The 24,945-nt window shown below is 62.4% G+C and carries 24 protein-coding genes; 9 read left to right on the top strand and 15 right to left on the bottom strand.

All coding sequences use genetic code 11. The features are described from left to right. Nucleotides 1-112: 112 nt before the first annotated feature. The 8 genes from fabF to PHO31112_RS09895 form a co-directional block, all read right to left on the bottom strand. Complete coding sequence (gene fabF, locus PHO31112_RS09930) at nt 113-1,351, bottom strand: beta-ketoacyl-ACP synthase II (RefSeq protein ID WP_150620352.1); 1,239 nt, start codon at nt 1,349-1,351, stop codon at nt 113-115. A 142-nt stretch (nt 1,352-1,493) separates the two neighbouring features. Continuing rightward, the gene (gene acpP / locus PHO31112_RS09925; protein WP_010805232.1) at nt 1,494-1,733 is read right to left on the bottom strand and encodes an acyl carrier protein; all 240 of its coding nucleotides are present in this window, start codon (nt 1,731-1,733) and stop codon (nt 1,494-1,496) included. Between the two features lie 136 nt (nt 1,734-1,869). Continuing rightward, nucleotides 1,870-2,622 carry a 3-oxoacyl-ACP reductase FabG gene (gene fabG / locus PHO31112_RS09920; RefSeq protein ID WP_150620351.1) on the bottom strand — a complete coding sequence of 251 codons (753 nt, stop codon included), beginning with the start codon at nt 2,620-2,622 and terminating at the stop codon, nt 1,870-1,872. A gap of 24 nt (nt 2,623-2,646) precedes the next feature. Further along, nucleotides 2,647-3,576, bottom strand: a complete 930-nt coding sequence (fabD, locus tag PHO31112_RS09915; RefSeq protein ID WP_150620350.1) for an ACP S-malonyltransferase — start codon at nt 3,574-3,576, stop codon at nt 2,647-2,649. Nucleotides 3,577-3,715: 139 nt separating this feature from the next. After that, a complete protein-coding gene (locus PHO31112_RS09910) occupies nt 3,716-4,705 on the bottom strand; it encodes a beta-ketoacyl-ACP synthase III (RefSeq protein WP_150620349.1) in 990 nt (329 codons plus the stop codon). 38 nt (nt 4,706-4,743) lie between these two features. Further along, entirely contained in the window at nt 4,744-5,796 is a 1,053-nt protein-coding gene (plsX, locus tag PHO31112_RS09905) for a phosphate acyltransferase PlsX (RefSeq protein ID WP_150620348.1), read from the bottom strand. A gap of 120 nt (nt 5,797-5,916) precedes the next feature. Next, the gene (rpmF, locus tag PHO31112_RS09900; RefSeq protein WP_010805237.1) at nt 5,917-6,096 is read right to left on the bottom strand and encodes a 50S ribosomal protein L32; all 180 of its coding nucleotides are present in this window, start codon (nt 6,094-6,096) and stop codon (nt 5,917-5,919) included. A gap of 128 nt (nt 6,097-6,224) precedes the next feature. Next, the gene (locus tag PHO31112_RS09895; protein WP_150620347.1) at nt 6,225-6,827 is read right to left on the bottom strand and encodes a YceD family protein; all 603 of its coding nucleotides are present in this window, start codon (nt 6,825-6,827) and stop codon (nt 6,225-6,227) included. Nucleotides 6,828-7,002: 175 nt separating this feature from the next. On the opposite strand from PHO31112_RS09895, the gene PHO31112_RS09890 reads away from it, so the two are divergent. Continuing rightward, the gene (locus PHO31112_RS09890) at nt 7,003-7,623 is read left to right on the top strand and encodes a Maf-like protein (RefSeq protein WP_150620346.1); all 621 of its coding nucleotides are present in this window, start codon (nt 7,003-7,005) and stop codon (nt 7,621-7,623) included. Then, a complete protein-coding gene (locus PHO31112_RS09885) occupies nt 7,620-8,336 on the top strand; it encodes an SAM-dependent methyltransferase (protein ID WP_150620345.1) in 717 nt (238 codons plus the stop codon). Before PHO31112_RS09890 ends, PHO31112_RS09885 begins: the two co-directional genes overlap by 4 nt. Nucleotides 8,337-8,419: 83 nt before the next feature. On the opposite strand, the gene PHO31112_RS09880 is transcribed toward PHO31112_RS09885, so the two are convergent. The 4 genes from PHO31112_RS09880 to PHO31112_RS09865 form a co-directional block, all read right to left on the bottom strand. Next, nucleotides 8,420-9,469, bottom strand: coding sequence for a S49 family peptidase (locus tag PHO31112_RS09880; RefSeq protein ID WP_150620344.1), 1,050 nt, complete (start codon nt 9,467-9,469; stop codon nt 8,420-8,422). Nucleotides 9,470-9,531: 62 nt separating this feature from the next. Beyond that, nucleotides 9,532-9,945 (bottom strand): Rieske (2Fe-2S) protein, encoded by a 414-nt coding sequence (locus PHO31112_RS09875; RefSeq protein ID WP_150620343.1) that lies wholly within the window; start codon nt 9,943-9,945, stop codon nt 9,532-9,534. Continuing rightward, nucleotides 9,942-10,604 (bottom strand): HAD family hydrolase, encoded by a 663-nt coding sequence (locus PHO31112_RS09870; RefSeq protein ID WP_010805243.1) that lies wholly within the window; start codon nt 10,602-10,604, stop codon nt 9,942-9,944. The genes PHO31112_RS09875 and PHO31112_RS09870 overlap by 4 nt, the downstream gene beginning before the upstream one ends. Next, nucleotides 10,591-11,595 (bottom strand): RluA family pseudouridine synthase, encoded by a 1,005-nt coding sequence (locus PHO31112_RS09865; protein WP_150620386.1) that lies wholly within the window; start codon nt 11,593-11,595, stop codon nt 10,591-10,593. The genes PHO31112_RS09870 and PHO31112_RS09865 overlap by 14 nt, the downstream gene beginning before the upstream one ends. 621 nt (nt 11,596-12,216) lie before the next feature. On the opposite strand from PHO31112_RS09865, the gene PHO31112_RS09860 reads away from it, so the two are divergent. The 7 genes from PHO31112_RS09860 to PHO31112_RS09830 all read left to right on the top strand — a co-directional run bounded on the left by PHO31112_RS09860 (nt 12,217) and on the right by PHO31112_RS09830 (nt 20,859). Further along, on the top strand, nt 12,217-15,495 hold the full coding sequence (locus PHO31112_RS09860) for an Rne/Rng family ribonuclease (protein WP_150620342.1): 3,279 nt from the start codon (nt 12,217-12,219) through the stop codon (nt 15,493-15,495). Nucleotides 15,496-15,797: 302 nt separating this feature from the next. Beyond that, nucleotides 15,798-16,925, top strand: a complete 1,128-nt coding sequence (gene moaA, locus PHO31112_RS09855; RefSeq protein ID WP_150620341.1) for a GTP 3',8-cyclase MoaA — start codon at nt 15,798-15,800, stop codon at nt 16,923-16,925. Nucleotides 16,926-16,990: 65 nt separating this feature from the next. Beyond that, a complete protein-coding gene (locus PHO31112_RS09850) occupies nt 16,991-17,875 on the top strand; it encodes a hypothetical protein (RefSeq protein WP_150620340.1) in 885 nt (294 codons plus the stop codon). 38 nt (nt 17,876-17,913) lie between these two features. Continuing rightward, complete coding sequence (gene mobA / locus PHO31112_RS09845; RefSeq protein ID WP_150620339.1) at nt 17,914-18,534, top strand: molybdenum cofactor guanylyltransferase MobA; 621 nt, start codon at nt 17,914-17,916, stop codon at nt 18,532-18,534. An 88-nt stretch (nt 18,535-18,622) separates the two neighbouring features. Then, nucleotides 18,623-19,906, top strand: a complete 1,284-nt coding sequence (gene moeA / locus PHO31112_RS09840; RefSeq protein WP_150620338.1) for a molybdopterin molybdotransferase MoeA — start codon at nt 18,623-18,625, stop codon at nt 19,904-19,906. A 108-nt stretch (nt 19,907-20,014) separates the two neighbouring features. After that, nucleotides 20,015-20,299 (top strand): hypothetical protein, encoded by a 285-nt coding sequence (locus PHO31112_RS09835; RefSeq protein ID WP_010805250.1) that lies wholly within the window; start codon nt 20,015-20,017, stop codon nt 20,297-20,299. Between the two features lie 74 nt (nt 20,300-20,373). Continuing rightward, nucleotides 20,374-20,859 carry a GNAT family N-acetyltransferase gene (locus PHO31112_RS09830; protein WP_150620337.1) on the top strand — a complete coding sequence of 162 codons (486 nt, stop codon included), beginning with the start codon at nt 20,374-20,376 and terminating at the stop codon, nt 20,857-20,859. Nucleotides 20,860-20,894: 35 nt separating this feature from the next. On the opposite strand, the gene PHO31112_RS09825 is transcribed toward PHO31112_RS09830, so the two are convergent. The 3 genes from PHO31112_RS09825 to PHO31112_RS09815 all read right to left on the bottom strand — a co-directional run bounded on the left by PHO31112_RS09825 (nt 20,895) and on the right by PHO31112_RS09815 (nt 24,914). Continuing rightward, nucleotides 20,895-22,361, bottom strand: coding sequence for a DNA recombination protein RmuC (locus tag PHO31112_RS09825; protein ID WP_174995655.1), 1,467 nt, complete (start codon nt 22,359-22,361; stop codon nt 20,895-20,897). Between the two features lie 103 nt (nt 22,362-22,464). Beyond that, nucleotides 22,465-23,457 carry a 2-hydroxyacid dehydrogenase gene (locus PHO31112_RS09820; protein ID WP_150620384.1) on the bottom strand — a complete coding sequence of 331 codons (993 nt, stop codon included), beginning with the start codon at nt 23,455-23,457 and terminating at the stop codon, nt 22,465-22,467. Nucleotides 23,458-23,495: 38 nt separating this feature from the next. Next, entirely contained in the window at nt 23,496-24,914 is a 1,419-nt protein-coding gene (locus PHO31112_RS09815; protein WP_150620336.1) for a sodium:proton antiporter, read from the bottom strand. Nucleotides 24,915-24,945 lie beyond the last annotated feature (31 nt).

Here is a 24,945-nt window from a genome sequence, read left to right as displayed (position 1 = left end):
CCACGGCAGCGTTAACTGCCATGGCTTGGAAGTGTCTGTAACGCCGCACGCCCGGCACACTCGCCGGAGCGTGGGTCAGCGAAACGGGACGCCCGCAAGGCGTCCCGCAAACTTAGACGCGCTGGAAGACCAGCGTGCCGTTAGTCCCGCCGAATCCGAAAGAGTTCTTCAATGCGACATCAATTTTCATGTCGCGAGCCACGTTTGCGCAGTAATCCAGGTCGCAAGCGGGGTCCTGATTGAAGATATTGATCGTCGGCGGCGACTTTTGATGATAAACGGCCAGCACGGTAAACACCGACTCCAGACCGCCCGCGCCACCCAGCAGGTGACCGGTCATCGACTTGGTCGAGTTCACCACCACCGACTTTGCGGCATCGCCCATCAGGCGCTTGACCGCAACCGTCTCGGCGATATCACCCAGCGGCGTCGACGTGCCGTGCGCATTCACATAGTTCACCTTATCAGCACTGACGCCGGCATCGCGCAGCGCGTTCGTCATCGAGCGCAACGCACCGTCGCCGTCTTCGCACGGCGCAGTCATGTGGTACGCATCAGCGCTCATGCCGAAGCCAGTCAACTCAGCGTAGATCTTCGCGCCGCGCGCCTTAGCGTGCTCGTACTCTTCGACCATCATCACACCGGCGCCTTCGCCCAGTACGAAGCCGTCGCGATCCCTGTCCCACGGACGGCTAGCCGTCGCCGGATCGTCGTTACGCTCCGACAGTGCCTTCATGGCCGCAAAACCGCCGATGCCCAGCGGCGACACCGTCGATTCGGCGCCACCGGCGAGCATCGCGTCGGCTTCGCCATACTGGATCATGCGCGCGGCCTGACCAATACAGTGCAGACCGGTCGTGCAAGCCGTCACGATGGCAAGGTTCGGTCCCTTCAGACCGTACTTGATCGACAGATGGCCGGAGATCATGTTGATGATCGAGCCCGGCACGAAGAACGGGGAGATCTTGCGCGGACCCCCTTCGATAAGCGCCTTATCGGTGTCTTCAATCATCGGCAAACCGCCGATACCCGATCCGACCACTACGCCGACGCGCTCCGCATTCTTCTCGGTGACCTGCAGGCCACTGTCCTCGAACGCCTGGATACCGGCAGCGAGCCCGTAATGGATAAACGTATCCATACGACGGGCTTCCTTGGCGGAAATGTATTTCTCGGTCTCGAAGTTTTTCACTTCTCCCGCGAAATGCACCCTATGGTTGCTCGCATCGAACTTCGTGATGTTGGCGATGCCCGAACGGCCTTCGACCAGATTTTTCCAACCCTCGGCAACAGTGTTGCCGACCGGCGAGATCAGGCCCAGACCGGTAATGACGACGCGACGACGACTCACGATACTCCCCTTCTTCTGCTGGGTCATACAAAACAAAAGCCACAGAGGCGACAGGGTCCGCCCCTGTGCTCCCTGCGGCTGACAGGCATGCCTGGCGCCGGGAACCGGTCGGCACCCGGCCGGCCAGGCGATCCAACGGCCCTTAGGCCTTCGAATTGCCTTGAACGTAATCGATGGCCTGTTGCACCGTGGTGATCTTTTCAGCTTCTTCGTCCGGGATTTCCGTTTCGAATTCTTCTTCCAGTGCCATCACCAGCTCAACCGTGTCGAGCGAGTCAGCGCCGAGATCGTTCACAAAGCTGGATTCGTTCTTGACGTCGGCTTCGTTCACGCCAAGTTGTTCCGCGACGATCTTCTTGACGCGTTGCTCAATGTTATCCATTCAAACCCTCCGGGGTAGTTAGTTCAGACAAGTGCGCGCATTTTAACAGGTTTGCCAAGCAAAGTTAGCCTGCGCCAAATAATGTTCAATATCGCTCAAAATTGCACAAATACAGCACAATTTTCACGATCACACCTTAATTCATGAACATGCCACCGTTCACGTGGAGCGTCGTGCCGGTGATGTAGCCGGCCTGCGGAGACGCCAGAAACGCCACCGCATTGGCGATGTCTTCCGGCGCACCGAGGCGCCCCAGCGGAATTCGCGTCTTGAGCGCTTCGTGCTGCGCTTCGCCCAGCGCCTTGGTCATATCGGTGTCGATAAACCCCGGCGCGACACAGTTCACGGTAATGTTTCGGCTGCCGATCTCGGCGGCCAACGAACGGGACATACCAGCAACGCCGGCCTTGGCGGCCGCATAGTTGGCCTGACCTGGGTTACCGGCCGAGCCGACGACCGAGGTCACGTTAATGATCCGGCCGCTACGTGCCTTCATCATCGGCTTGATGACAGCGCGCGAGAGACGGAAGATCGCCTTGAGGTTCGTGTCGATCACGTCGTCCCACTCGTCGTCCTTCATCCGCATGGCGAGGTTATCGCGCGTGATGCCGGCGTTATTAACGAGGATGTCGAGCTTGCCGTACTGTTTGAGAATGTCGTCGATCGCGGCGGCTACGCCGGCGGCGTCAGTCACATTCAGGACGATGCCCTTGCCGGTCGTCACACCCTCTGCGGTGAAATAGTCGCTGATGCCTTGCGCACCAGCATCGCTGGTGGCGGTGCCCACGACCGTTGCGCCCTGACGAGCGAGTTCGAGGGCGATGGCACGACCGATGCCGCGCGAGGCGCCGGTCACCAGCGCCACGAGGTTGTCGAGTTGCTTGCTCATGAGAGAAATACCCTTGCCTATTGCTTACGAGAGTTGGGCGCGCACATCGGCGAGCGACACCGGATCGGCGATCGCCAGCCCCGTGAGATTGCCGTCGATGCGCTTGGTCAGGCCGGTCAGCACCTTGCCTGGGCCGCACTCGATCACTTGCGTCACGCCTTGCGCGGCGAGCCACTTCACCGACTCGACCCAACGCACCGGCGCCGCCGCCTGACGCACCAAGGCATCCTTGATACGCGCCACGTCGTTTTCGACAACGACATCGACGTTGTTGACGAGCGGGATCTGCGGCACGTTAAACGTCACGTTCGCCAGATACTCACGCAGACGATCCGACGCCGGCTTGAGCAGCGACGAGTGGAACGGTGCCGAGACCGGCAGTACGAGCGCACGCTTCGCACCGGCCGCCTTGGCCAGTTCGCAAGCCTTCTCCACGCCCGCCTTGGCACCGGCGATCACGACTTGCGCCGGCGCGTTGAAGTTGACGGCCTCGACCACGCCGGCTGCCGACGCTTCTGCGCAGACGTTACGCACGGTATCGTCGTCCAGACCCAGAATGGCCGCCATGCCACCTTGGCCGACGGGCACGGCCTCCTGCATGGCTTGCGCGCGAAAACGCACGAGCGGCACGGCATCCTTGAACGCAATCACGCCGGCAGCGACCAGCGCCGTGTATTCACCGAGGCTGTGCCCTGCAACGAATGCGGGTTTGGCACCGCCCTCGGCCAGCCATGCGCGGTACATCGCGTAGGCGGCGGTAAGCATCACCGGCTGGGTATTAGTGGTGAGGTTGAGTTCCTCGGCAGGGCCAGTGGCGATCAGCTTGGCCATATCCTGCTCAAGGGCATCCGAAGCCTCGGCGAGCGTCTCGCGCACTATCGCGTTGTCCGCGAACGCGTCGAGCATGCCCACCGATTGGGACCCTTGTCCCGGGAAAACGAAAGCGAATGTCATAGCGCCTGGTTTTGCAGTCAGATTCAGAAACATTGCGGCGCATTGTCGCGCGCCTGTATGACGTGCGCGGGAGCGACGCTACGCGCGGCGCCCCAAACGGAACACCCTCAAATGCGCGCGGCGCTCCAGCGCCAGGGGGTCACATGCGGAACAGCACTGCGCCCCATGTAAAGCCGCCACCCACGCCTTCGATCATGACGTTCTGGCCCGGCTTGATACGCCCGTCGCGAACCGCGACGTCGAGCGCGAGCGGAATCGAAGCGGCAGACGTATTGCCGTGCTGGTCGACGGTCACGACCATCTTCTCTTCCGAAAGCCCCAGCTTGCGGGCCGTGCTCGACATGATGCGCAGATTGGCCTGGTGCGGAATCAGCCAGTCGATCGCCGACGACGCCAACCCTGCCTTTTCAAGAGCCTCGGTGGCCACTTTTTCCAGCACTTTGACAGCCAGCTTGAACACTGCCTGGCCATCCATATAGAGGAACGCTGCGCCTTGCACCGCGCCGGCGTTCACATTACCCGGCACGCACAGGATGTTCGCGTAGCTGCCGTCCGCATGCAGCGCGGTCGACAGAACGCCCGGTTCGCTCGAGGCTTGCAGCACGACAGCGCCCGCGCCGTCACCAAACAGCACGCACGTCGTACGGTCGTTGAAATCGAGAATGCGCGAGAATGTTTCGGCACCGATCACGAGCGCATTGCGATACGCACCGGAGCGGATGAAATTGTCGGCCGTCGCCATGGCATACGCGAAGCCGGAGCAAACTGCCTGAATGTCGAACGCGGCACATCCGTTCTTGATGCCGAGCTTGTGCTGCACGAGGCAGGCAGTACTCGGAAACACGAAATCGGGCGTCGACGTGGCGACCAGGATCAGATCGAGCTGGTCGGCGTTCAGCCCGGCCATGTCGAGAGCGCGCTTCGCGGCTTCCACCGCCATATCGCTGCTCGTCTGATCGGGGGCGGCGAAATGGCGCGCCTTGATACCGGTACGTGCAACGATCCACTCGTCGCTCGTCTCGATGCCGCGGGTAGCAAGCTCGTCGGCCAACTGCTGATTGGTCACGCGTCGCGCCGGCAGGTAGCTGCCGGTGCCGACGACACGGGAATAAATCGCGGACTGGGTCATCTTATGATCGGTTAGGGCGCCAAGAGCAGCCACCGGCATCAGAGCGCCGGAATGGCGCTCACCGGCTTGTTGTCCCGGAGCTGAGTCTGATTCTCTTCCATGGCGTGCGACAGACGGTCCAGCACACCATTGCGAACTGCATCATAGCCGCGTTTGATGGCCCATTCAAACGAGTAGGCATCGGCCGAACCGTGGCTCTTGATAACGAGCGCACGCAATCCGAGCAACGCAGCACCGTTGTAACGACGATGATCGACGCGGTTCTTGAAGCGGGTGAGAATCGGCAGCGCAACGACAGCGATCACTTTTGTCCACCAAGTACGGGTGAATTCTTCGCGGATCATGTCGCCAAGCATTTGCGCCAGGCCTTCGGAAGTCTTGAGTGCGACGTTGCCGACAAAGCCGTCGCACACGACGATGTCGGTCGTGCCGCGATAGATGTCGTTGCCTTCCACGTTGCCGTAGAAGTTCAGCGTGGAGCCGCGCAGCAGTTCGCCGGCCTGCTTGATGACATCGTTGCCCTTGATGACTTCTTCGCCGATGTTGAGCAAACCGATCGACGGACGGTCCTTGCCATCGACCGCCGCAACGAGTGCGTGGCCCATTTCGGCGAATTGCAGCAGGTGAGTCGGCTCGCAGTCCACGTTCGCGCCCAGATCGAGCATCGTGGTATAGCCGCCCTTCTGGTTCGGCAACACGGTGGCGATTGCGGGCCGCTCGATACCCGGCAGCGTTTTGAGCACATAGCGCGAAACGGCCATCAGCGCACCGGTATTACCGGCGGACACACACGCTTGCGCGCGCGCTTCCTTGACCAGATTGAGCGCCACACGCATCGAGGAGTCTTTCTTCCTGCGCAGGGCGGTCTCGACGGAGTCGTCCATGGCGACGACTTCGCTCGCATTGACCACGGACAGGCGCGGGTGATCCGTCACACGCAGCTTCGCGAGCTGCGCGTTAATGATCTCCTGCTGTCCGACCAGCACAAGTTCGACATCGTCGGTAGATTGCACGAAGTGAACCGCGGCCGGCACCGTCACCGATGGGCCGTGATCCCCGCCCATACAATCGATCGTCAGGGTGACTGTCATGTCGACGTGATTGGCTTGCGGTACAGGTAACAAAAAAAGCGGCAGGATAAGTGCCGCTTTTGCCACATCGGACGATCAAACAGCGCCATGATGGGCGCGTTTCGCCTTGAGGGGCCGAGTTTAGTCGTTCTTGGTCTTGATGACCTTGCGACCACGGTAGAAACCGTTCGGCGTGATGTGGTGACGCAGATGCGTTTCACCCGACGTCTGCTCGACGGCGGTTGCCGGTGCGGTCAGGAAATCGTGCGAACGGTGCATGCCGCGCTTCGACGGCGACTTCTTGTTCTGTTGAACGGCCATGATAACTCCTCAAAATATCGCGAAATTTTAACACAGTTCGAGCGCCGCCCTACGGTGTCGGCCTGTCGGCCCGACCTGTGCGACTAACGCAAACATGTACTTTGGTGAGCCGGAAACCCGGCCGCACATTACTTTCCGCCCTTGTCCGGCGAGCGTTTGAGCGCTGCCAGCGCCGCGAACGGAGACGGCTTATCCTCTTCTTCGGGCTCCGGGACCGGCTCAGCCAATCCATCCTCACCCGTGGCCAGGCTCTCGTGCACACTCGGACAAACCTCATGTTTCGGCACGATCGGCAAAGCCAACAACAATTCTTCTTCGATCAGCTCACGCAAATCGAAATGTTTGGAACCCACCAGCGCCTCGAGTTCGTCTTCGTCGAGGGGGCGACCTTCCGCCGCAGCCTCATCGCGCACAACCTCGAAAGTCGTTTCCGAATCGAGCGGCTCCTGGTACGGCGTGAGGCACCGCTGGCACTCGAGCCACATTGGGCCCTGCACCGAGAGCGTCAGGAATTGGGCCACCTTGGGCTTCCCATCCGCGCGCAGCACCTGTTTTTCGGCACCTTCGGCACGCCAGTGAAATACACCGTCTGCACGCCCCGACGCCGAGACTTCGGCAGGCACTTCGGTTACCATGCGCGGCAACGCCGCAAGTTGCACGTCACCTTCCGCCACTCGGCCGGTACGCGCGAATTCGAACAGATCGACGATATATTCGTTCATCACGCTCATCCTTGCCTTGGCGCATCTGAGCGCATTAACGTCCCCTGCCACCCGCAGCGCCTTGATCTGACGCCATTTCCGGGCGTTCGAACCGATATCGCGCAGACTGGCGGGACCGAGCGCCAGATTGCAAAAGCCGTGAATTCTAAATAGTTTTTCGTTTCTCGTCAAACACTTAAACCCGATGACCGCACAGCCCCTGCCACCGCTGATCCTGGCTTCCGGATCGCGCTATCGCCGTGAACTGCTCGAGCGCCTGCGCCTGCCGTTTTCGGTCGACGTCCCGGACATCGACGAAACCCCCGCCCCTGGCGAAACGCCGCATGACACCTCGCTGCGTCTGGCTCGCCAGAAGGCCGAGGCTGTCGCTGTCCGCCAACCGGGTGCCGTCGTCATCGGCTCGGACCAGGTAGCCACCTTCGAAGGCCGGCAGATCGGCAAACCCGGCAATTTCGAGAACGCCATGGCACAGTTGCGCGACATGCGCGGCAAGGTGGTCGAGTTTCACTCGGCCCTATGCGTATATGACGCCCGCAGCGGCCAGAGCCAAGCCACCGACGTCGTGACACGGGTGAAATTCCGCAACCTGCCCGACGATGTACTCGCCGCCTACCTTCGCGCCGAAACACCGTACGACTGCGCCGGCAGCGCCAAGTCCGAAGGACTCGGCATCATGCTGCTCGAAACCATCGAAAACGACGATCCGACCGCCCTCATCGGCTTGCCGCTGATCGCGTTGACGACCCTGCTGATGCACGCCGGCATCTCGCTGCCCGGCCCCGGCACGACGGGAGCGCCGGCATGAGCGGCACCCTGTATCTGATCCCGAATACGCTGGGGGCGAACACCCGCGGCGGTCTGCCGGCAGTGCTTCCCGAAGAGGTTCGTGCGGTCACCGCCGGCCTGAAGTATTTCGTCGGCGAACAAGCCAAGAGCACGCGGGCATTCCTGAAGCTGGCCGGCGTGAGCACGCCGATTCAGGAAATCGATATCCGCGAGTTGAACGTCAATACGCCGGAGGCGGCCATTGATGCCCTCCTCGCACCGATTCTCGCCGGCAAAGATGGCGGCCTTGTGTCCGAAGCGGGTTGTCCGGCCGTGGCGGACCCCGGTGCGTTGCTGGTGCGGCGCGCGCACGAGAAAGGCGTGCTGGTGGTGCCGTTCGTCGGGCCGAGTTCGATTCTTCTCGCGTTGATGGCCAGCGGCCTGAACGGGCAGAGCTTCGCGTTCCACGGCTATTTGCCGACGGACCCCGCCGAGCGTGCCAAGCGGCTACGCGAACTCGAACAGCGCTCGCGCAAGGAAAAACAGACGCAGATATTCATCGAGACGCCCTATCGCAACAAGGCCATGCTCGACGCCCTGCTGCAGAGTTGTGACGCCTCCACCCTGCTTTGCGTAGCCGTCGACGTCACGCAAGAGGCCGAGCAGATCGTGACCCATCGGATCAAGGGATGGCCTCAAACGAGCGTCGACCTGCACAAACGGCCTGCGATTTTTCTGTTTTTGGGCCAGTAGCGCCCAACATCTCGCGCCAAAATCACAAACCCCACGGAAATCTGACTTTCCGTGGGGTTTTGTCTTTTCGCACGCCCCCGGTGTTACTTCAACGACAGGGCCGAGCCCATCATCATCGTTTTCATGGCCGCTGTGCCGACGGCCGCACCGAAGCGCCGCGCCACGCGTTCGGGCAGGTTCTCCTTGACGGTGTAGTCGACGAGATCGGGGGCCTTAAGCACGTCGCGGGCGACCGAATCGACCGTTCCGAGACCGTCCGCCAGCCCGAGCTCAATCGAACGCTGACCGGTCCAGAACAAGCCGCTGAACAGGTCCGGGTCATCCTTCAGGCGATTGCCGCGTCCCTTCTTTACCGCACCGATGAACTGCTGATGAACCTGCTCCAGCATGTCGAGGGCATACGTCTTTTGCTGATCGTTCTGCGGCGAGAACGGATCGAGGATGCCTTTATTACGACCGGCCGTCAGCAAGCGTCGCTCGATCCCGAGCTTATCCATCAGCCCGGTGAAGCCGAAACCGTCCATCAGCACGCCAATGGAGCCAACAATGCTCGCCTTGTCGACGTAGATCTTGTCGGCTGCCGCGGCGACGTAATAGCCGCCCGAGGCGCAAATCTCCTCGACCACGACATAAAGCGGCTTCTTCGGGTATTTCGCCCGCAGCCGCGCGATATCGTCGTAGATCATGCCGGCCTGAACGGGGCTGCCGCCCGGACTGTTGATACGCAGGATCACCCCTGCGGCCGACGAGTCTTCGAAAGCCGACTCGAGCGCCGTGTTGATTTTCTGGGCACTCGCCTGACCGTCAGGCGAAATTTCGCCGCTCAGTGTCACGAGTGCCGTGTGCTTGCCTGAGCTTGCGCCGACCGAGGTCGTGCCGCCATCGAAATCAAAGATCGACCAGACGATGAGCGCGAGGATCGCCAGCAGCGACAACCGGAAGAATATCTTCCAGCGACGTGCTGCGCGTTGCTCGCGAATGCCGGCCATCAACACCTTTTCCAGCATTTCGCGCTCCCACGGCTTCACCTCATGGGGATCGCGCGCGGCACCGCCACCAGACGGCGGGCGTCCGCCTGGCGGCGGGAAACCGGGTTCGGTGCGGGACGAATCGGGCGGCAGGGAGTCGGCCATACGTTATCCAGAGAACTTGGGTAAAAGGCGAAAGATGCGATCGGCGTCAGGATGCGGCGCTGTCAGGGCGCCGAGGGCTCCGGCGCCTCGATGTACGCGTCGGGCCACCAGACAACAGTCGTATGAACATCGCCGCCCCCGTCCGGCATGGCGGGCCGCTCTTCGACACGCACGGGCTGCAAGGCGCCACCACGGCACGGGCCGCCGACGCAGTGCCCAGTATCGGGTTCATACGTCGCGCCGTGCGTCGCACACACCAAGTATAAGCCGGACGTCTCGAAGAACTGCCCCTCCGACCAGTCGAGTTCCATCGGCACATGCGCGCACTGATTGAGGTAGCCGTAGACCTGCCCGCCGTACCGAACGACGAACGCAGGCGTTCGGCGACCGCCGACGAGCACCTCGAAACGAACGCCTCGACCGCCGTCCTCAAGTACGGAGCCCGGACAAATCGGCAGCGGCACGGGCTCGCTCACACGCGCTCCAGCAGCCAGTCGCGCAGCTCGATCACGCTCCCCGCACAGTACGCAGGCTCCAGCGCCACCAGTTGTTCGCGTGGATGCGCACCTCCGTAGGCTACGGCCACGCCAGCCGTTCCGGCGCTACGTGCCATTTGCAGATCGTGCGTGGTGTCACCGATCATGACCGTGCGACTAAGGTCCTGACCGAGTTCACGCGTGAGTTCCTGCAACATCGCCGGATGCGGCTTCGAAAATGTCTCATCGGCACAACGGGTCGCGTCGAACATCCGCATCAGGCCCGCGGCCTCTAGCGCGCGATTCAGGCCGACACGCGACTTGCCCGTCGCCACGGCGAGGAAACGTCCCCGCGAACGCAATTCGTCGAGCAGTTCGCGAATGCCGGGAAACAGCACGGTCTCCTTGTCGCCTATCAGGTAATGAAAGCGATAGCGCTCCGACAAACGCGGATAGTGGGCCGGGTCGAGAGACGGCACGGCCATTTGCAGCGCATCGCGCAGACCGAGGCCAATCACGTGACTTGCCACCTCGTCGGACGGCACGGGCAGCCCCAGATCGCGGCAAGCCGCCTGGATGCAACGGGTAATAGTGGGGGTCGAGTCCATCAACGTCCCATCCCAGTCGAAAACGACCAGGTCAAACTCAGGGCTTGGCATCGGCGGAAGCGCCTCGAAGTTGATTCAGGAATTGCTCACATTCTGGCGGTAACGCTGCTTGCAACGCAATTGGCGTGTCCAACACGGGGTGAGTGAACTTCAGCCGCCATGCATGCAGGAACATCCGTTTGATTCCGGGACGGGCGCCGGGACGGGCAAGTGTCTTGTTCAGCGTGAAGTCGCCGTACTTGTCGTCGCCGACAATCGGCGTACCGCAATGCGCCAGGTGAACTCGGATCTGATGGGTCCGCCCCGTTTTCAGTTCCGCTTCGAGTAACGTATAAGGTGGCAACGATTCCACCATGCGAAATACGGTATGCGAGACCTGACCGTCTTCCTGCACGCGCACGCGGCGCTCCCCTTCCGCCGTCACGTACTTATACAGCGGTGCTTTGACCGCGCGTTGGCGATCGTGCCATTCGCCTGTGACACACGCCAGATAACGCTTGTCCATGCGGTTGTGGCGAATCTGCTCGTGCATGCCGACAAGCGCCGCCCGCTTTTTTGCGAGCAGCAGAATGCCGGACGTTTCACGATCCAGACGATGTACCAGTTCGAGAAACTTCAGATGCGATAACGCCCGGCGCAACTGCTCGATAACACCGAACGACACCCCGCTGCCGCCATGCACGGCAACGCCGGCAGGCTTGTCGATCGCCATCAGGTAATCGTCTTCGAACAGCACCGGGAAGGTGGCGGCGGGAACGTGGATCGGGATCTCGGCGGCAGGCGCCGCCACGCGAACGGGCGGAATTCTGACAATATCGCCAAGAACAAGTCGATAGGAAGCGTCTATACGCCCTTTATTTACGCGCACTTCACCACTACGCAATATGCGATAAACGTGGCTTTTCGGGACGCCTTTGCATTCGCGCAGGAGGAAATTATCGATTCGCTGGCCGGCCGAGCCGTCGTCAACCTCGACGAGCCGAACCTGCGGCGTGGGTGCCGGCGAAACCATTTTCTGCCGACTTTTGCCTAACTCATTCATTATGAATATAATTTGCCCAACAGAGGTGGCGGTAGCGGGAATCATGCCAAATCCCCACCTCTGTCGGTGCCTACCCCAAAACGGTATTTTACTTGCACCCCGGGCAGGCTGCTCGTCCGGTGACCCTGGAGCAGCGAGCGCACGCACGTCACGCAGCGTCGGCAGGAAGTGGGCCCATAGGCCGCTTCGGTCGCAGCGCGCGGGACGCGGATAGAGTTGGTGGTTATAGAATTTTTTGGCGATCAGCCTGGGCTCCATTGCCCGAGCTGATCGCTTTGTGAATATTGTTCGCGCACAAAGTCATAGTGAGGCGCCGTCACAAGAAGAATAAGTGTCGGCAGGCGCCCCGAGAAAATGCTGATGAAGTTTCTCGTCCAGTTTCTCCTGGTAAGGACTGCAAGCCCGAAGTGATCTGCGCTGGGCTGGAATTTTCCGGTGTCTCGGCGGTTCCGGGTGAGCGCGATAACGTATTCGCAGGCGCCTTTGCGTCCGTGGGCCTCATCGCCCGGACCCCCCGGCAATTCTTCCACTCCCGGCTCGAACCTCGCGTGTTGGATAACTCGAGTGATACGTACCCGACGCACTGCGCATTGGCAACTGCGGCGGGTGGGAGTCGTTTTCATGAAACGCATGTTGTTCAACGCCACGCAGCAGGAAGAACTGCGCGTGGCAATTGTCGATGGGCAGAAGCTCATCGACATCGATATCGAGACGGCCGGCCGCGAACAACGCAAAGGCAATATCTACAAGGGTGTCATCACCCGTATCGAACCCTCTCTCGAAGCCTGCTTCGTCAACTACGGTGAAGGCCGCCACGGCTTCCTGCCGTTCAAGGAAGTCGCCCGCGCGTACTTCCGCGAAGGTGCCGACGTGCGCAATGCGCGCATTCAGGACGCCCTCTCCGAAGGCCAGGAACTCATCGTTCAGGTCGAAAAGGAAGAGCGTGGCAACAAGGGCGCAGCCCTCACCACGTTCATTTCGCTGGCCGGCCGTTACCTCGTGCTGATGCCGAACAACCCGCGTGGCGGTGGCGTATCGCGCCGCATCGAGGGCGAAGACCGTCAGGAACTGCGCGAAACGATGGCGCAGCTCGAACTGCCGGAAGGCATGAGCATCATCGCCCGCACCGCAGGCATCGGCCGCTCGGCTGAAGAACTGCAGTGGGATCTGAACTATCTGCTGCAACTCTGGCACGCCGTCGAAAGCGCCGCTGCCAACATCGAACTGCCGCGCGACTCGGCGCTGATCTATCTCGAGTCGAGCCTCGTCATTCGCGCCATCCGCGACTACTTCCAGCCTGACATCGGTGAAATCCTCATCGATACGGAAGAAATTGCCGAACAGGCACGCAACTTCATGCAAGTGGTCATGCCCGACCACCTGAACCGCGTGAAGCAGTATCGCGACGATGTGCCGCTGTTCTCGCGTTTCCAGATCGAACATCAGATCGAAACGGCATATTCGCGTCAGGTGCCACTGCCCTCGGGTGGCGCGATCGTGATCGATCACACCGAAGCCCTGGTCTCGATCGACGTCAACTCGGCGCGCGCCACCAAGGGTGCCGACATCGAGGAAACAGCCCTTCGCACCAATCTGGAAGCGGCCGACGAAGTCGCGCGCCAGTTGCGTCTGCGCGACCTGGGCGGCCTGATCGTGATCGACTTCATCGACATGGAGTCTGCCAAAAGCCAGCGTGAAGTCGAACAACGGGTGAAGGACGCGCTCAAGCATGACCGTGCCCGCGTCCAGATGGGCAAGATCTCGCGTTTCGGCCTGATGGAACTGTCGCGTCAGCGCCTGCGTCCGTCACTCTCGGAAGGCACGCACGTGACCTGCCCGCGCTGCAACGGCACCGGCCACATTCGTGATGCCGAGTCGTCGTCGCTGCAAGTCCTGCGCATCATCCAGGAAGAGGCCATGAAGGAGCACACGGCAGCCATCCACTGCCAGGTGCCGGTCGAGGTCTCCGCTTTCCTGCTCAACGAAAAGCGTCAGGAAATCAACAAGATCGAAGCACGCTTCAAGGTTGGCGTGCTGCTGATCCCGAACAAGCATCTCGAAACGCCGCATTACAAGCTCGAACGCCTGCGCTTCGACGATCCGCGTCTGGATGCGCCGAGGGCTAGCTATGCGCTCGCCGAAGAAGCCGCGCGTGCGCTGGAAGACGATCCGGCGGGTTACAGCAAGAAGAAGGAAGACGTCCGTCCGCGTCAGGAAGCCGCCGTCAAGGGCATTACGCCCGAGCAACCGGCCCCCGCCGCGCAACCGCGCCCGGAACCTGTTGCTGCCACGGCACCGGCCGCCGCAGCTCCTGCACGCAGCGGTGGCTTCATCGGCTTCGTCAAGCGCCTGCTGGGTCTCGAGCCGGCCGCTCCGGCACCGGTCAAGGCCGAAGAGCCGGCCAAGCCGACCGCACGCCCGCCGCGTGAGCGTCATGACCGTCCGCATCAGCAAAACCGCAATCGTCGTGGCAATGCCCGCGACGACAACAAGTCGGGCAAGGACAACGCGGGTCAACCGGCTCGTGAGGGCCGCGAAGGCCGTGAAGGTCGCGGTGCACGTCCGGAGCGTGCAGAGCGCGGTGAACGCACCGACCGCAACGACCGCAACGAACGTAGCGAACGTAGCGACCGCAATGAGCGTCAGGAAGGACGTGACAAGCGTGAGCGCGACGATGCCCAGCGTCAGCCGGCACAGGACGTGCGCACCGAAGAGGGCCGCGAGTCGCGCGAAGGCCGCGAGCGCAGCAGCCGCCGTGACCGCAGCGAGCGTCGCGAACGTCGTCAGCCGGAAGACGCGGATGGCCAGCAAGCGGCACCGCAACGTGTGGCACAAGCTGCCGCACCGCTCGTCGCCGAGCATGAAGACCTCGAGCAGGATCGTCTGACGGCGCAAATCGAAGACGGTGCAACGGTCTCGGCGGGCGAAGAAGGCGAGCAAGGCGGTGAGGAGCGTCGTCGCAGCCGTCGTCGCGGCCGTCGTGGCGGTCGTCGTGAGCGCGAAGCCAACGAGCAGCAACAGCATGCCGACGGCGAACACGCCGAAGGCTCGACGTTTGAAGATATCGAAGGCGTTCGCGCCCCGGTACTGACCGACGAAGCCAGCGAAAGCGCAGCGACCGAGGCACTAGTCCGCGCCGCAGCACCGGCAATCCCGGCGAGCATCGCGGCCACGCCGGTACCTGCCGTGCAAGTCGAGCCGATGCCCGCCCCGGTGCAGGTTCACGCCGAACAAGCGGAAGCCCCGGTTGCCGTAGCACCGGTCGTCACCGTGAGCGAAGTGGCGCCGGCCGTAATGCCGGAAGCCCCGGCCCATGTGATCGCCGAACCGATCGCCCCGGTCAATGCAGCACCGCTGCTCGCAGCAGAAGTGGCCGCAGCACCGGTGGTTCCGCCGGTCAATGCACCGCTTCCTGCCGCGACGCCGAGCCCGGCTCAGCCCACGGTTCCTGCCGAAGCATTGACCGAAATCGCCGTCACGGCGGCCATGGCCAACGCCCCGGCAGACGTTAGCCACTCACCGACGGCACCTGTCGAAGCCGCCGCACCGGCCACGCCGGTCGAGAGGGTCGAAACGGTGAAGCCGGTGCAAACGCCGGCCCCCGCCGCCGTGCCGGTCGCGCCGGAAGCCGCTGCGGTGGCTACGGAAGTCGTGACGCAGCAACCGGCCCCTGTGGCTGTCGCACCGACGCTAGAACGCGGCGCACTGGAGTCGACGCTGGCTAGCGCCGGTCTGGTCTGGGTCCACACGGACGCCGACAAGCACCGCGCCGCCAAGGAAGCCGCAGCGCAAACCGCACCGGCACCGCAAGTGCGGCGCGAGCGCCGTCCGGCCACGCCGGTCAACAGCGGCCCGATGGAGCAAGTGGAAACACGCACCTCGTCGGATCATGTGGCATAACGTGTACCGCGCATGACGTTCGGGCGGCTCGCGCCTCATGGCAAGGCGCCGCCCTGCGTGATGTGACACGTCAGAAAAGGAGGCTTCGGCCTCCTTTTTTGCTGATGTGGGGATCGCCTTTCTTCCCGCAACTCCGCGTTGTCCCGACTTGTGCCTTCCCGGCCCTGCCCGTATCTTGTGACGTCGTACGGGCTTGACGTCCCCAATGAACGCCTTGGTACCGATATCCAATGTCTGAATGGCTGGCGTCGGCGGCCAACGAGCCAATTCGTTAGAATGGGGACGCAAGCTAAGGCCCCACCATGACTGAAACGATCATCCGACTCACCGATCTGCGTAGCGACGCGCGGTATGCGACGCACTCCCCGCAGGTTCCCGCACAAGTGTGCGCAGCCACCGGCCATCTCGAAGATGCGCTGGCACGGCCGCTGCACGACCTGCGCATCTCGGTGACCGATCGTTGCAACTTCCGCTGTGTGTATTGCATGCCGAAGGACGTGTTCGACAAGGACTACACCTTCCTTCCGCAATCTTCCCTGCTGTCTTTCGAAGAAATCGAGCGTGCCGCACGCCTGTTCGTCGACCATGGTGTCGAGAAGCTGCGTCTGACCGGAGGCGAACCGCTGCTGCGCAAGCACATCGAGCGTCTGATCGAGATGCTGGCTCGCCTGCGCACCCCGTCGGGCAAACCGCTCGACATCACGCTCACGACCAATGGGTCGTTGCTCGCACGCCGGGCACAATCGCTCAAGGACGCGGGGCTCACGCGTGTGACCGTCAGCCTGGACAGCCTCGACGATACGATCTTCCGGCAAATGAACGATGTCGACTTTCCGGTCGCCAACGTGCTTGAAGGCATTGCGCAAGCGCAGCACGTCGGACTCGGTCCGGTGAAAGTCAATATGGTCGTCAAACGCGGCACCAACGACACTGAAATCGTGCCCATGGCGCGGCATTTTCACGGCAGCGGCGTGGTGTTGCGTTTCATCGAGTACATGGATGTAGGCACGTCGAACGGCTGGCGCATGGACGACGTACTGCCGTCGGCAAGCGTCATCGCCCGAGTCGACGAAGCCCTGCCGGTCGAGCCGCTCGAACCGAATTACCCCGGCGAGACCGCACAGCGCTGGCGATATCGCGATGGTGGCGGCGAAGTCGGTGTCATTTCGTCGGTCACGCGCGCTTTTTGCGGCACTTGTTCCCGGGCACGCCTGTCTACGGAAGGCAAGTTGTACCTGTGTCTGTTCGCCAGCGCCGGGTACGACTTGCGCACGTTGCTGCGCAACGGCGCGAGCGACGCGCAGATATCGACCGTCATTGGCGACATCTGGCGGGGTCGCACCGACCGGTACTCAGCATTGCGTACGGCGGCCACCGGCCTGCCCGAAGACGCACCACCGAAAGTGGAGATGTCCTACATCGGCGGATAAACGTCCAGGGCATTGCCCGTTCGCTCATCCGCACGCTTTCGAATTATCGAATTTCTTCTCGACTCATGATTCCTCTTGCCCCGGACGCTCACCGCGTTCGAGACTCTCTGCTGGCCCCTCAACGCACGTCACACCTTGGCGCGCGTCTTCAGGCGCGGCGTCTGATCGTCACAGGTCTGAGCACCCTGACGTTGCTGCTAAGCGCTTTTGCACCATCGGTGGCGCTTGCCGATTGCGACCCATCCGATCGCGACATTGCGAACCATTTGATGACCTACAGCGGTCAGCTTGGCGAGCGCAATCCGTTACGGCTGGTGTTGCGCCCCACATCGGGCGGCAAGCTCGAAGGCCGCTATGCCAACGCCTCGTCGCAAAGCGATACGTATCTCACGGGGAAATTGGAAGCCAAGTCTCGCCTGCATCTGACCGAATTTGACGCAGGCGGCATGCCGCGCGCCACGTTCGAAGGCGAGTTCTCCTCGAGCGACGACGTCAACCGCCAACGTGGTGCGTCCCCCGCCTGCGAGGCCATTTCCGGTCAATGGAAGGATCTGCGCACCGGCCGGTCGGTGCCGTTCGAACTGACGCTCTCGAGCATCCAGAGCGGCAAGATAGGCCATCTCTATGGCATTGCCGGCGTGAGTGACGACGAAACCGTCAACCGGGCGGCGACACAGTTCCGCAAAGGCGTGCTCGACGACCGTCGCGATGTCGTCGCACAATTGATCCGTTACCCGCTGCACGTGTCGCTGCGCGGCAAGACATTGATCCTTCGGAACCCGAAGTCGCTGCTCGCGCGTTATAACGAGATCTTCACCGACCGTTACGTTCGCACCATTGGCGCTGCGGTACCCCGGTTGATGTTCGCCCGCGATCAGGGCGTGATGCTGGGTGACGGCGCCGTCTGGTTCGATGCAAACGGCCGCGTCATCGGGCTGAACCGATCCTAGGAAATCACCGCACGCCCACAGAGCGGGAACCCACATCCATGACTGCCACGCCGCCCCCTCGTAATGCCATCACCGGCCTGATTCTTGCGGGCGGACGCGGGCAACGCATGGGCGGGCGTGACAAGGGTTTGCAGATTTTCGGCGGCCGGCCGCTTGCCGCGCATGTCGTCGAACGGCTGCAACCGCAGGTCGGGACGTTACTCATCAGCGCCAATCGGAATTGCGATGCCTATGCGGCCCTCGGCGCAGCGGTCGTCAGCGACGAGACGCGGGACTTCGCGGGACCGCTCGCCGGCATGCTGGCCGGACTGCGGGCCGCGCACACGGACTACGTTCTCACCGCACCGTGCGACGCCCCCTATCTTCCCCTGGACCTCGGCGAACGGCTAACCGCCGCGCTAAGCACGTCGCGCTCCGGTGCAGCCGCGCCGTCACTGGCCGCGTATGCCGCCACCGCGCAGGGTCCGCATCCGGTATTCGCCCTTTTGCATCGCTCACTGGCAGACGATCTGGCTGCCACGCTGGCGGCCGGAGAGCATCGTGTGCGAGCGTGGCTGGCACGCCACAAGGCCGTACAAGTTCACTTCGGCGACGAGCGTCCGTTTTACAATGTCAACACGCTGGACGACCTCCATACCGATACGCCGCGCGCCCCCTGACAAATCGAGGCACCGACGCGGCCAGATCCGTCGCCACCGCTTTTACGGGATTCATGCCGGATACGTGCCGGATGACGACGCCACACCGATGACAACACTAGACGAAGCCTTGGCCGGCTTGCCGGCCTACGACCCCAACGACATGCCGGTCGAATTGGCGCGCGCCATCATTGTGCGCACCGCGCGTCCGGTGTCGGCCATCGAACAGGTTGCCGTACGCAGCGCACTGGGCCGCGTACTCGGGCGCGACGTCATCTCGCCGCTCGACGTCCCCGCGTTCGAAAATTCCGCCATGGATGGTTATGCCTTCGCTGGCAGCGCGCTGGCCGTCGGTGGTGAGGTCCGCCTGCGCGTGGCAGGTCGCTCGTTCGCCGGCCATCCGTTCGATGGCGTGGCCGCACCGGGGGAGTGCGTGCGCATCATGACCGGTGCGCTGTTGCCCGCCGGATGCGACACCGTCATTCCTCAGGAACAGGTACGGCGCGAAGGCGACACCGAAGTCATCGCCTTTGCAGCCAATGCCGTCACCGCTGGCCGCCATGTGCGCCATGTCGGCGAAGATCTGGCCACAGGCCATGCCGCGCTGCATGCCGGCAAACGTCTGCGCCCGGCGGCCCTCGGGCTGCTCGCGTCGCTGGGGATTGCCGAAGTGCCCGTACGCCGCCGCATTCGCGTGGCGTTCTTCTCGACGGGCGACGAACTCCGCTCGGTCGGCGAACCACTCGCACCGGGCAATCTGTACGACAGCAACCGCTACACGCTCTTTGGCATGCTGCAACGGCTGGGTGTCGAAGTACTCGATCTGGGCGTGGTGCGCGACGATCCGCAGGCGATTGAGGACACGCTGCGCACCGCTTGCCGCGAGGCCGATGCCGTCATCACGTCAGGTGGGGTCTCTGTCGGCGAAGCCGATTTCACGCGCGAGATGATGACGCGCCTTGGCAATGTGGTGTTCTGGAAGATGGCGATGCGCCCGGGCCGCCCGTTCGCTTTCGGTGAACTCGAGAGCGACGGCCAACGCGCACTGCTCTTCGGACTGCCGGGTAATCCGGCAGCCGTGATGGCGTCGTTCTATCACCTGGTTCGCGATGGTCTGTTCGCGCTGATGGGGGCCGAGCCGCAAGCCACACCGAGCTTGCCCGTACCAACGACAACAGCCATTGCCAAGCGTCCCGGCCGCACCGACTTCCTGCGCGGCATTCTCGCCGCCGACGCACAGGGCCGCTGGCAGGTCACGGTCGCCAATGCCCAAAGCGCCGGCATTCTGCGCACGATGAGCGAAGCCAACTGCTTCGTCACGCTGGGCGCCGCACGCGGCGATGTGGCGGCAGGCGAACTGGTCGACGTCATTGTGTTCGACGGACTGGTTTAGCGCGAACACCGCTCCCGATATCCAAGAAAACGAAGCAACGAAATAGCACTATATCGCCGGCGTTGGCGCTTCGACGATGACGGCAACAAACCAAAAGCACACACGTCAATGACAACGAAAAAACAGATCACCTACATCAGTCCCGGCCAGACGGCCAAAGCGCTGGTGCTGGTCTATCTCACTTTCAGTATTCCGCTGGTGCTGCTTGCCTTCCTGGCGGCATTCATCCGCTATGGCGACCTGCCGGGCCTCGCGTTCATTTCGGCGCTGATCCTCAACGCCATCGTCGGCTTCGTGCTACTCTGGATCGCTTGCCACGCCTACAACTGGGTGGCCGAACGATTTGGCGGCATCGAAGTCGCGCTGAGCGACGTCCCCGAAGAAGAATACTGATTCTCGCACCCGCGGTGGCTGACGTTCGGCGTACTTCGCTGGAGACAGCCCCCGCCTCTCATTCTTTTGCTCCCATGTCCCTGATCCTGCGTGCAGCCACCGCCGACGATGTCGGCGCGATCTACCGCCTGATGCGCGAACTGGCCGTCTACGAGAAGTTGCTCGATATCTTCGAAGCCACGCCTGACAGCGTGCACGAGGCGTTGTTCGGGAATGCCCCGGCGGCGGAGTGCCTTATCGCGGAATGGGATGGCAAGGTGGTCGGCTACGCACTGTACTTCCACAACTTCTCGACGTTCCTCGGTCGACGCGGTCTGTATCTCGAAGACGTCTACGTACAGCCATCCGTGCGCGGCAAAGGTGTGGGGCAGGCATTGCTACGCCAACTCGCCCGCATTGCCCTAGAACGGCAATGCGGACGCTTCGAATGGACGGTACTCAACTGGAATCAGCCTGCTATCGACTTCTACGCGTCGCAAGGCGCAACGGTGTTGCCCGATTGGCGCGTGGTACGCATGACGGGCGAGGCGCTCGACCGGTTCGCCAAGGGCGGTGAATAACACCTCGGCCGCCGCCGACGTGAGCGCCCTGCCGCTCACGCCTCTTCGTCGTCGCTGTCCAACTCAGCACCCAGCAGTTCAAGGGCCTGCTCGCCGGGCAGCGCTTCCACGGCCTTGAGCTGACGCGCCATTGCGCGCGTGCGCACTTCCGCCTTGTCGATGGAGCGTGTCACCGTCTCCAGTTGCGCTTTGGTCTTGGCGAGTACGTCACCGAACTTGGTGAATTCGGTTTTCACCGCTCCGAGCACCTGCCAGACTTCGCTGGAACGACGTTCGATAGCAAGTGTACGGAAGCCCATCTGCAGGCTGTTGAGTAAGGCGGTCAACGTTGTCGGACCTGACACGGTTACGCGATACTCGCGTTGCAGCAGATCCGAGAGCCCCGGACGCCTCAGCACTTCGGCGTAGAGCCCTTCCGTCGGCAGGAACAACAGCGCAAAGTCGGTCGTGTGCGGTGGGGCAAGATACTTGTCGGCGATGGTCTTCGCTTCCAGACGGATGCGGGTCTCCAACGCCTTCGATGCCTCTTCCACAGCCACCGGGTCAGCGCGCTCCTGCGCATCGAGCAGACGCTCGTAGTCCTCACGCGGAAACTTCGCGTCGATGGGCAGCCAGACCGGTATGTTGCTGTCGCTGGTCTGTCCCGGCAGCGCAATCGCGAATTCCACCCGCTCGGCACTGCCCGGTTTGGTCGCCACGTTCTTGGCGAACTGATCGGGCGTCAGCAATTGTTCGAGCAATGCCTGCAACTGCACTTCACCCCAGATGCCTCGCGTCTTCACATTGGTCAGCACGCGCTTCAAATCGCCCACACCGGCGGCGAGCGTCTGCATCTCGCCCAAACCGCGATGCACTTGCTCCAGACGATCCGAGACCAGCTTGAACGACTCGCCGAGCCGCTGTTCCAGCGTGGCATGCAGCTTCTCGTCGACCGTGCGGCGCATCTCTTCGAGCTTGGCCGCGTTGTTGACCTCGATGTCCTTGAGCTTCTGTTCGAGCGTAGCGCGCACTTCCCCCAGCCGCCGCTCGTTACCTTCGGCGAGTTGCGTGAGTTGTTGATGCTGAGCTTCGCCGAAGCGACGTAGCGCCGACGTCTGCTCCTCTCGCATCTGCTGGCCATTGAGCACCAGACTCTGACGCACTGCCTCGAGCTGTGCCGCGTTGGACTCGGTCAGCTTCGCCAGTTGCTGTGCAAAACCATCGATCTGATTGTTCTGTACCGTGGCCACGCTTGTCATTTGCGCCGCCAGCGTCTGCTGGAATTGCGCCATTTGTGCGCTCTGTTCGCCACGTCCGGCACGCGCGATTTCCGCGAACTCCTGACGCAGACCGCGCTCGCTGCGATCGGCCGCTTGCAGCAAGTCGTCCCGCACCTGGGTAAGCGAGCCAACGAGTGTCTCGCGCAGCGACGTATCGCCATTGCGTTGCCAGACCTTCACCGCAATCGCCATCATCACCAACAGATTCAGCGCTGCGAGCGCTACCAACACCATCTCCACCATCGCGTTGCGACTCCCGTTGACGCCTGCCGATCCTGCTTCCTGAACTTACCGTGTGCCATAGTGGCCATATCGGCCATAACGATCATGACGACCGCTGTGGCCGTTACGACTTGCGTGCCGCCGGATTCAGCAGACACGGTGGTTTGCCCGCCGCCGCGCCGAATCCCAGCGCTGCAATGAGATTGTCGGCCGCCAGACTGGCCATACCACGACGCGTTGCCGCCGATGCGCTCGCGATATGCGGTGTCAGCACGATATTCGACACCTTCAGCAAGTCGAGATGCACCTTCGGCTCCCCCTCGAAAACATCGAGCCCCGCCGCCGCAATCTGTCGGTTCGTAAGGGCTGCGGCGAGTGCGACGTCGTCGACGATGCCACCCCGCGCCAGATTGATCAGCGTGGCCGTCGGCTTCATGGTGGCCAGCTCCGCCGCGCCAATCGTGTGATGTGTCGCGGCAGAGTACGGCAACACCAGAATGACGTGATCCGCCGTGCGCAGCAGTGTGTCCTTGTCCACGTAGCTCGCCTTGCAGGCCGCTTCCGTCATGGCGTCGAGACGCGAGCGATTGTGATACACGACGCGCATGTTGAACCCCATCGCACGGCGCGCAATCGCCTGTCCGATGCGGCCCATGCCGATGATGCCCAGCGTGCTGCCATGCACGTCCGCCCCCAGGAACATGTCGTAGGCCCACTTATCCCAATGCCCTTCGCGCAGCCAGCGCTCCGACTCGGTCACGCGACGCGCCGTCGCCATCAACAAGGCCCAGCCAAAGTCGGCTGTCGTCTCGTTGAGAACGTCGGGGGTGTTCGTCGCCATGACGCCGGCGGCGGTCATGGCGTCGATATCGAAGTTGTTGTAGCCCACAGCCATATTGGCCACCACACGCAGATGCGGTGCACCGGCGAGCACCGCCGCATCGATGCGCTCACTCGCCGTGGTGATAGCTCCGGCCTTATCGGCCAGACGCGCGCGCAGTTCGTCGGGCGAGTACACCGTGTCGGTGTCGTTGCGCTCGACATCGAAATACTGCGCCAGACGCTCGATGATATCGGGAAAAATAGCTCGGGCTACCAGGATCTTCGGTTTCACCAGTTGTCTCGCAGGGGTTGATCGCGTGGCAATGTCGCGGCTCAGAAGAATATCAGGGTCGTCACGATGAACAGCGGCAGCAGAATCACGCCCGACCACAGCATATAACCAAAGAAGCTCGGCATGCGAACGCCGCGTTGCTCAGCGATGGCCTTCACCATGAAGTTCGGTGCGTTACCGATGTAAGTGTTGGCGCCCATGAACACCGCCCCCGCCGAAATCGCTGCTAGCGTGGCTGCCCCGGAAGTCATTAGCGTTGCGGCGTCGCCGCCTGCTGTATTGAAGAACACCAGATACGTCGGCGCATTGTCAAGGAATGACGAGAGCAAACCCGTTGCCCAGAAATACATGACATTGTCCGGCGCACCGCCCGGCCCAGTCACCAGACGGATCACCCAGCCGAGTGCGCCGGCTTCGCCCGCGCGCAAAATGGCCACCACAGGAATAATCGTCAGGAAGATGCCAGCGAACAGCTTGGCGACTTCCTTCATCGGCTCCCAGTTGAAGTCGTTGCCTTCACGCGCCGTGCGCGGTGTTATCGCCAGCGACATCAACGTCACCACGATCAATCCGACGTCACGCGCGATGTTTTGCAGTGCGACAGGCGTCCCGAAGACGTCGAACTCGACGCCCGGCTTCCAGATCCCGCTCATCAGCACCAGCCCCACGGCGGCGGCGAGCAGTACGAAATTGCGCTTGCCCTCGAGTCGCAGCGGCTCGACAGGCGGTGCCGGGTCCTGTGCTTCGATCTGACACTCGCCCTTCTGGCGGAAGTAATAGCTGTCGATCACGAAGAACAGCACCAGCAGCACAGCGCAGATGAAGAGCGTCTCGGGCCAGAGGTAAGCGGCCGTCCAGAAGAAATCCACCCCTTGCAGGAAGCCGAGGAAGAGCGGCGGATCGCCCAGCGGCGTGAGCGAGCCCCCGGCATTCGCGACGAGGAAGATGAAGAACACCACAACGTGCACGTTGTGCTTGCGGTTGTCGTTCGCGCGGATGAGCGGACGAATCAGCAGCATGGCCGCGCCCGTCGTCCCCATGATGCTCGCCAGCATCGTACCCAGCGTCAGCAGCCCCGTGTTGAGCCACGAGCCACCTCGCAGTTTGCCGTGAACGCAAATGCCGCCGGCCGTCGTGAACAACGCCGTGAGCAGCACGACGAAAGGGATGAATTCCGCGACCATGGCATGCACCGCACCATGCCATGCGGCGCCCACGCCGAACACTAACGCGAAGGGCAGCAGAAACGCCGCGCCCCAGAACGCCGCAATCTTGCCGAAGTGGTGATGCCAGAACGCGGGCGCGAGCAACGGCCCGAGCGCAATCGAGAGCAACAGCCCTGCAAACGGTACGCCCCACCAGGCGACGAGTTGTGCGCCGTCCGGTCCCGCAGCAAACGCCGCAGGACTCGCCAATGCCAGCCCCGCCGCAACCAAGGCGCCCCAAATCCCCTTAAGCATTGTTTATGGTTCCTGTTGATTGATGGTCGAC

The organism is Pandoraea horticolens, assembly GCF_902459555.1.
GTDB classification, from domain to species: Bacteria; Pseudomonadota; Gammaproteobacteria; order Burkholderiales; family Burkholderiaceae; genus Pandoraea; species Pandoraea horticolens.
This window is presented reverse-complemented; position numbering and strand designations above follow the sequence as displayed.

Excerpts from the sequence above, each read along its gene's own strand:
- acpP (WP_010805232.1), bottom strand. The coding sequence starts at position 1,733 with ATGGATAACATTGAGCAACGCGTCAAGAAGATCGTCGCGGAACAACTT.
- fabG (WP_150620351.1), bottom strand. The coding sequence starts at position 2,622 with ATGAGCAAGCAACTCGACAACCTCGTGGCGCTGGTGACCGGCGCCTCG.
- fabD (WP_150620350.1), bottom strand. The coding sequence starts at position 3,576 with ATGACATTCGCTTTCGTTTTCCCGGGACAAGGGTCCCAATCGGTGGGC.
- PHO31112_RS09910 (WP_150620349.1), bottom strand. The coding sequence starts at position 4,705 with ATGACCCAGTCCGCGATTTATTCCCGTGTCGTCGGCACCGGCAGCTAC.
- plsX (WP_150620348.1), bottom strand. The coding sequence starts at position 5,796 with ATGACAGTCACCCTGACGATCGATTGTATGGGCGGGGATCACGGCCCA.
- rpmF (WP_010805237.1), bottom strand. The coding sequence starts at position 6,096 with ATGGCCGTTCAACAGAACAAGAAGTCGCCGTCGAAGCGCGGCATGCAC.
- PHO31112_RS09895 (WP_150620347.1), bottom strand. The coding sequence starts at position 6,827 with ATGAGCGTGATGAACGAATATATCGTCGATCTGTTCGAATTCGCGCGT.
- PHO31112_RS09890 (WP_150620346.1), top strand. The coding sequence starts at position 7,003 with ATGACCGCACAGCCCCTGCCACCGCTGATCCTGGCTTCCGGATCGCGC.
- PHO31112_RS09885 (WP_150620345.1), top strand. The coding sequence starts at position 7,620 with ATGAGCGGCACCCTGTATCTGATCCCGAATACGCTGGGGGCGAACACC.
- PHO31112_RS09880 (WP_150620344.1), bottom strand. The coding sequence starts at position 9,469 with ATGGCCGACTCCCTGCCGCCCGATTCGTCCCGCACCGAACCCGGTTTC.
- PHO31112_RS09870 (WP_010805243.1), bottom strand. The coding sequence starts at position 10,604 with ATGCCAAGCCCTGAGTTTGACCTGGTCGTTTTCGACTGGGATGGGACG.
- PHO31112_RS09865 (WP_150620386.1), bottom strand. The coding sequence starts at position 11,595 with ATGAATGAGTTAGGCAAAAGTCGGCAGAAAATGGTTTCGCCGGCACCC.
- PHO31112_RS09860 (WP_150620342.1), top strand. The coding sequence starts at position 12,217 with ATGAAACGCATGTTGTTCAACGCCACGCAGCAGGAAGAACTGCGCGTG.
- moaA (WP_150620341.1), top strand. The coding sequence starts at position 15,798 with ATGACTGAAACGATCATCCGACTCACCGATCTGCGTAGCGACGCGCGG.
- PHO31112_RS09850 (WP_150620340.1), top strand. The coding sequence starts at position 16,991 with ATGATTCCTCTTGCCCCGGACGCTCACCGCGTTCGAGACTCTCTGCTG.
- mobA (WP_150620339.1), top strand. The coding sequence starts at position 17,914 with ATGACTGCCACGCCGCCCCCTCGTAATGCCATCACCGGCCTGATTCTT.
- moeA (WP_150620338.1), top strand. The coding sequence starts at position 18,623 with ATGACAACACTAGACGAAGCCTTGGCCGGCTTGCCGGCCTACGACCCC.
- PHO31112_RS09835 (WP_010805250.1), top strand. The coding sequence starts at position 20,015 with ATGACAACGAAAAAACAGATCACCTACATCAGTCCCGGCCAGACGGCC.
- PHO31112_RS09830 (WP_150620337.1), top strand. The coding sequence starts at position 20,374 with ATGTCCCTGATCCTGCGTGCAGCCACCGCCGACGATGTCGGCGCGATC.
- PHO31112_RS09825 (WP_174995655.1), bottom strand. The coding sequence starts at position 22,361 with ATGGTGGAGATGGTGTTGGTAGCGCTCGCAGCGCTGAATCTGTTGGTG.
- PHO31112_RS09815 (WP_150620336.1), bottom strand. The coding sequence starts at position 24,914 with ATGCTTAAGGGGATTTGGGGCGCCTTGGTTGCGGCGGGGCTGGCATTG.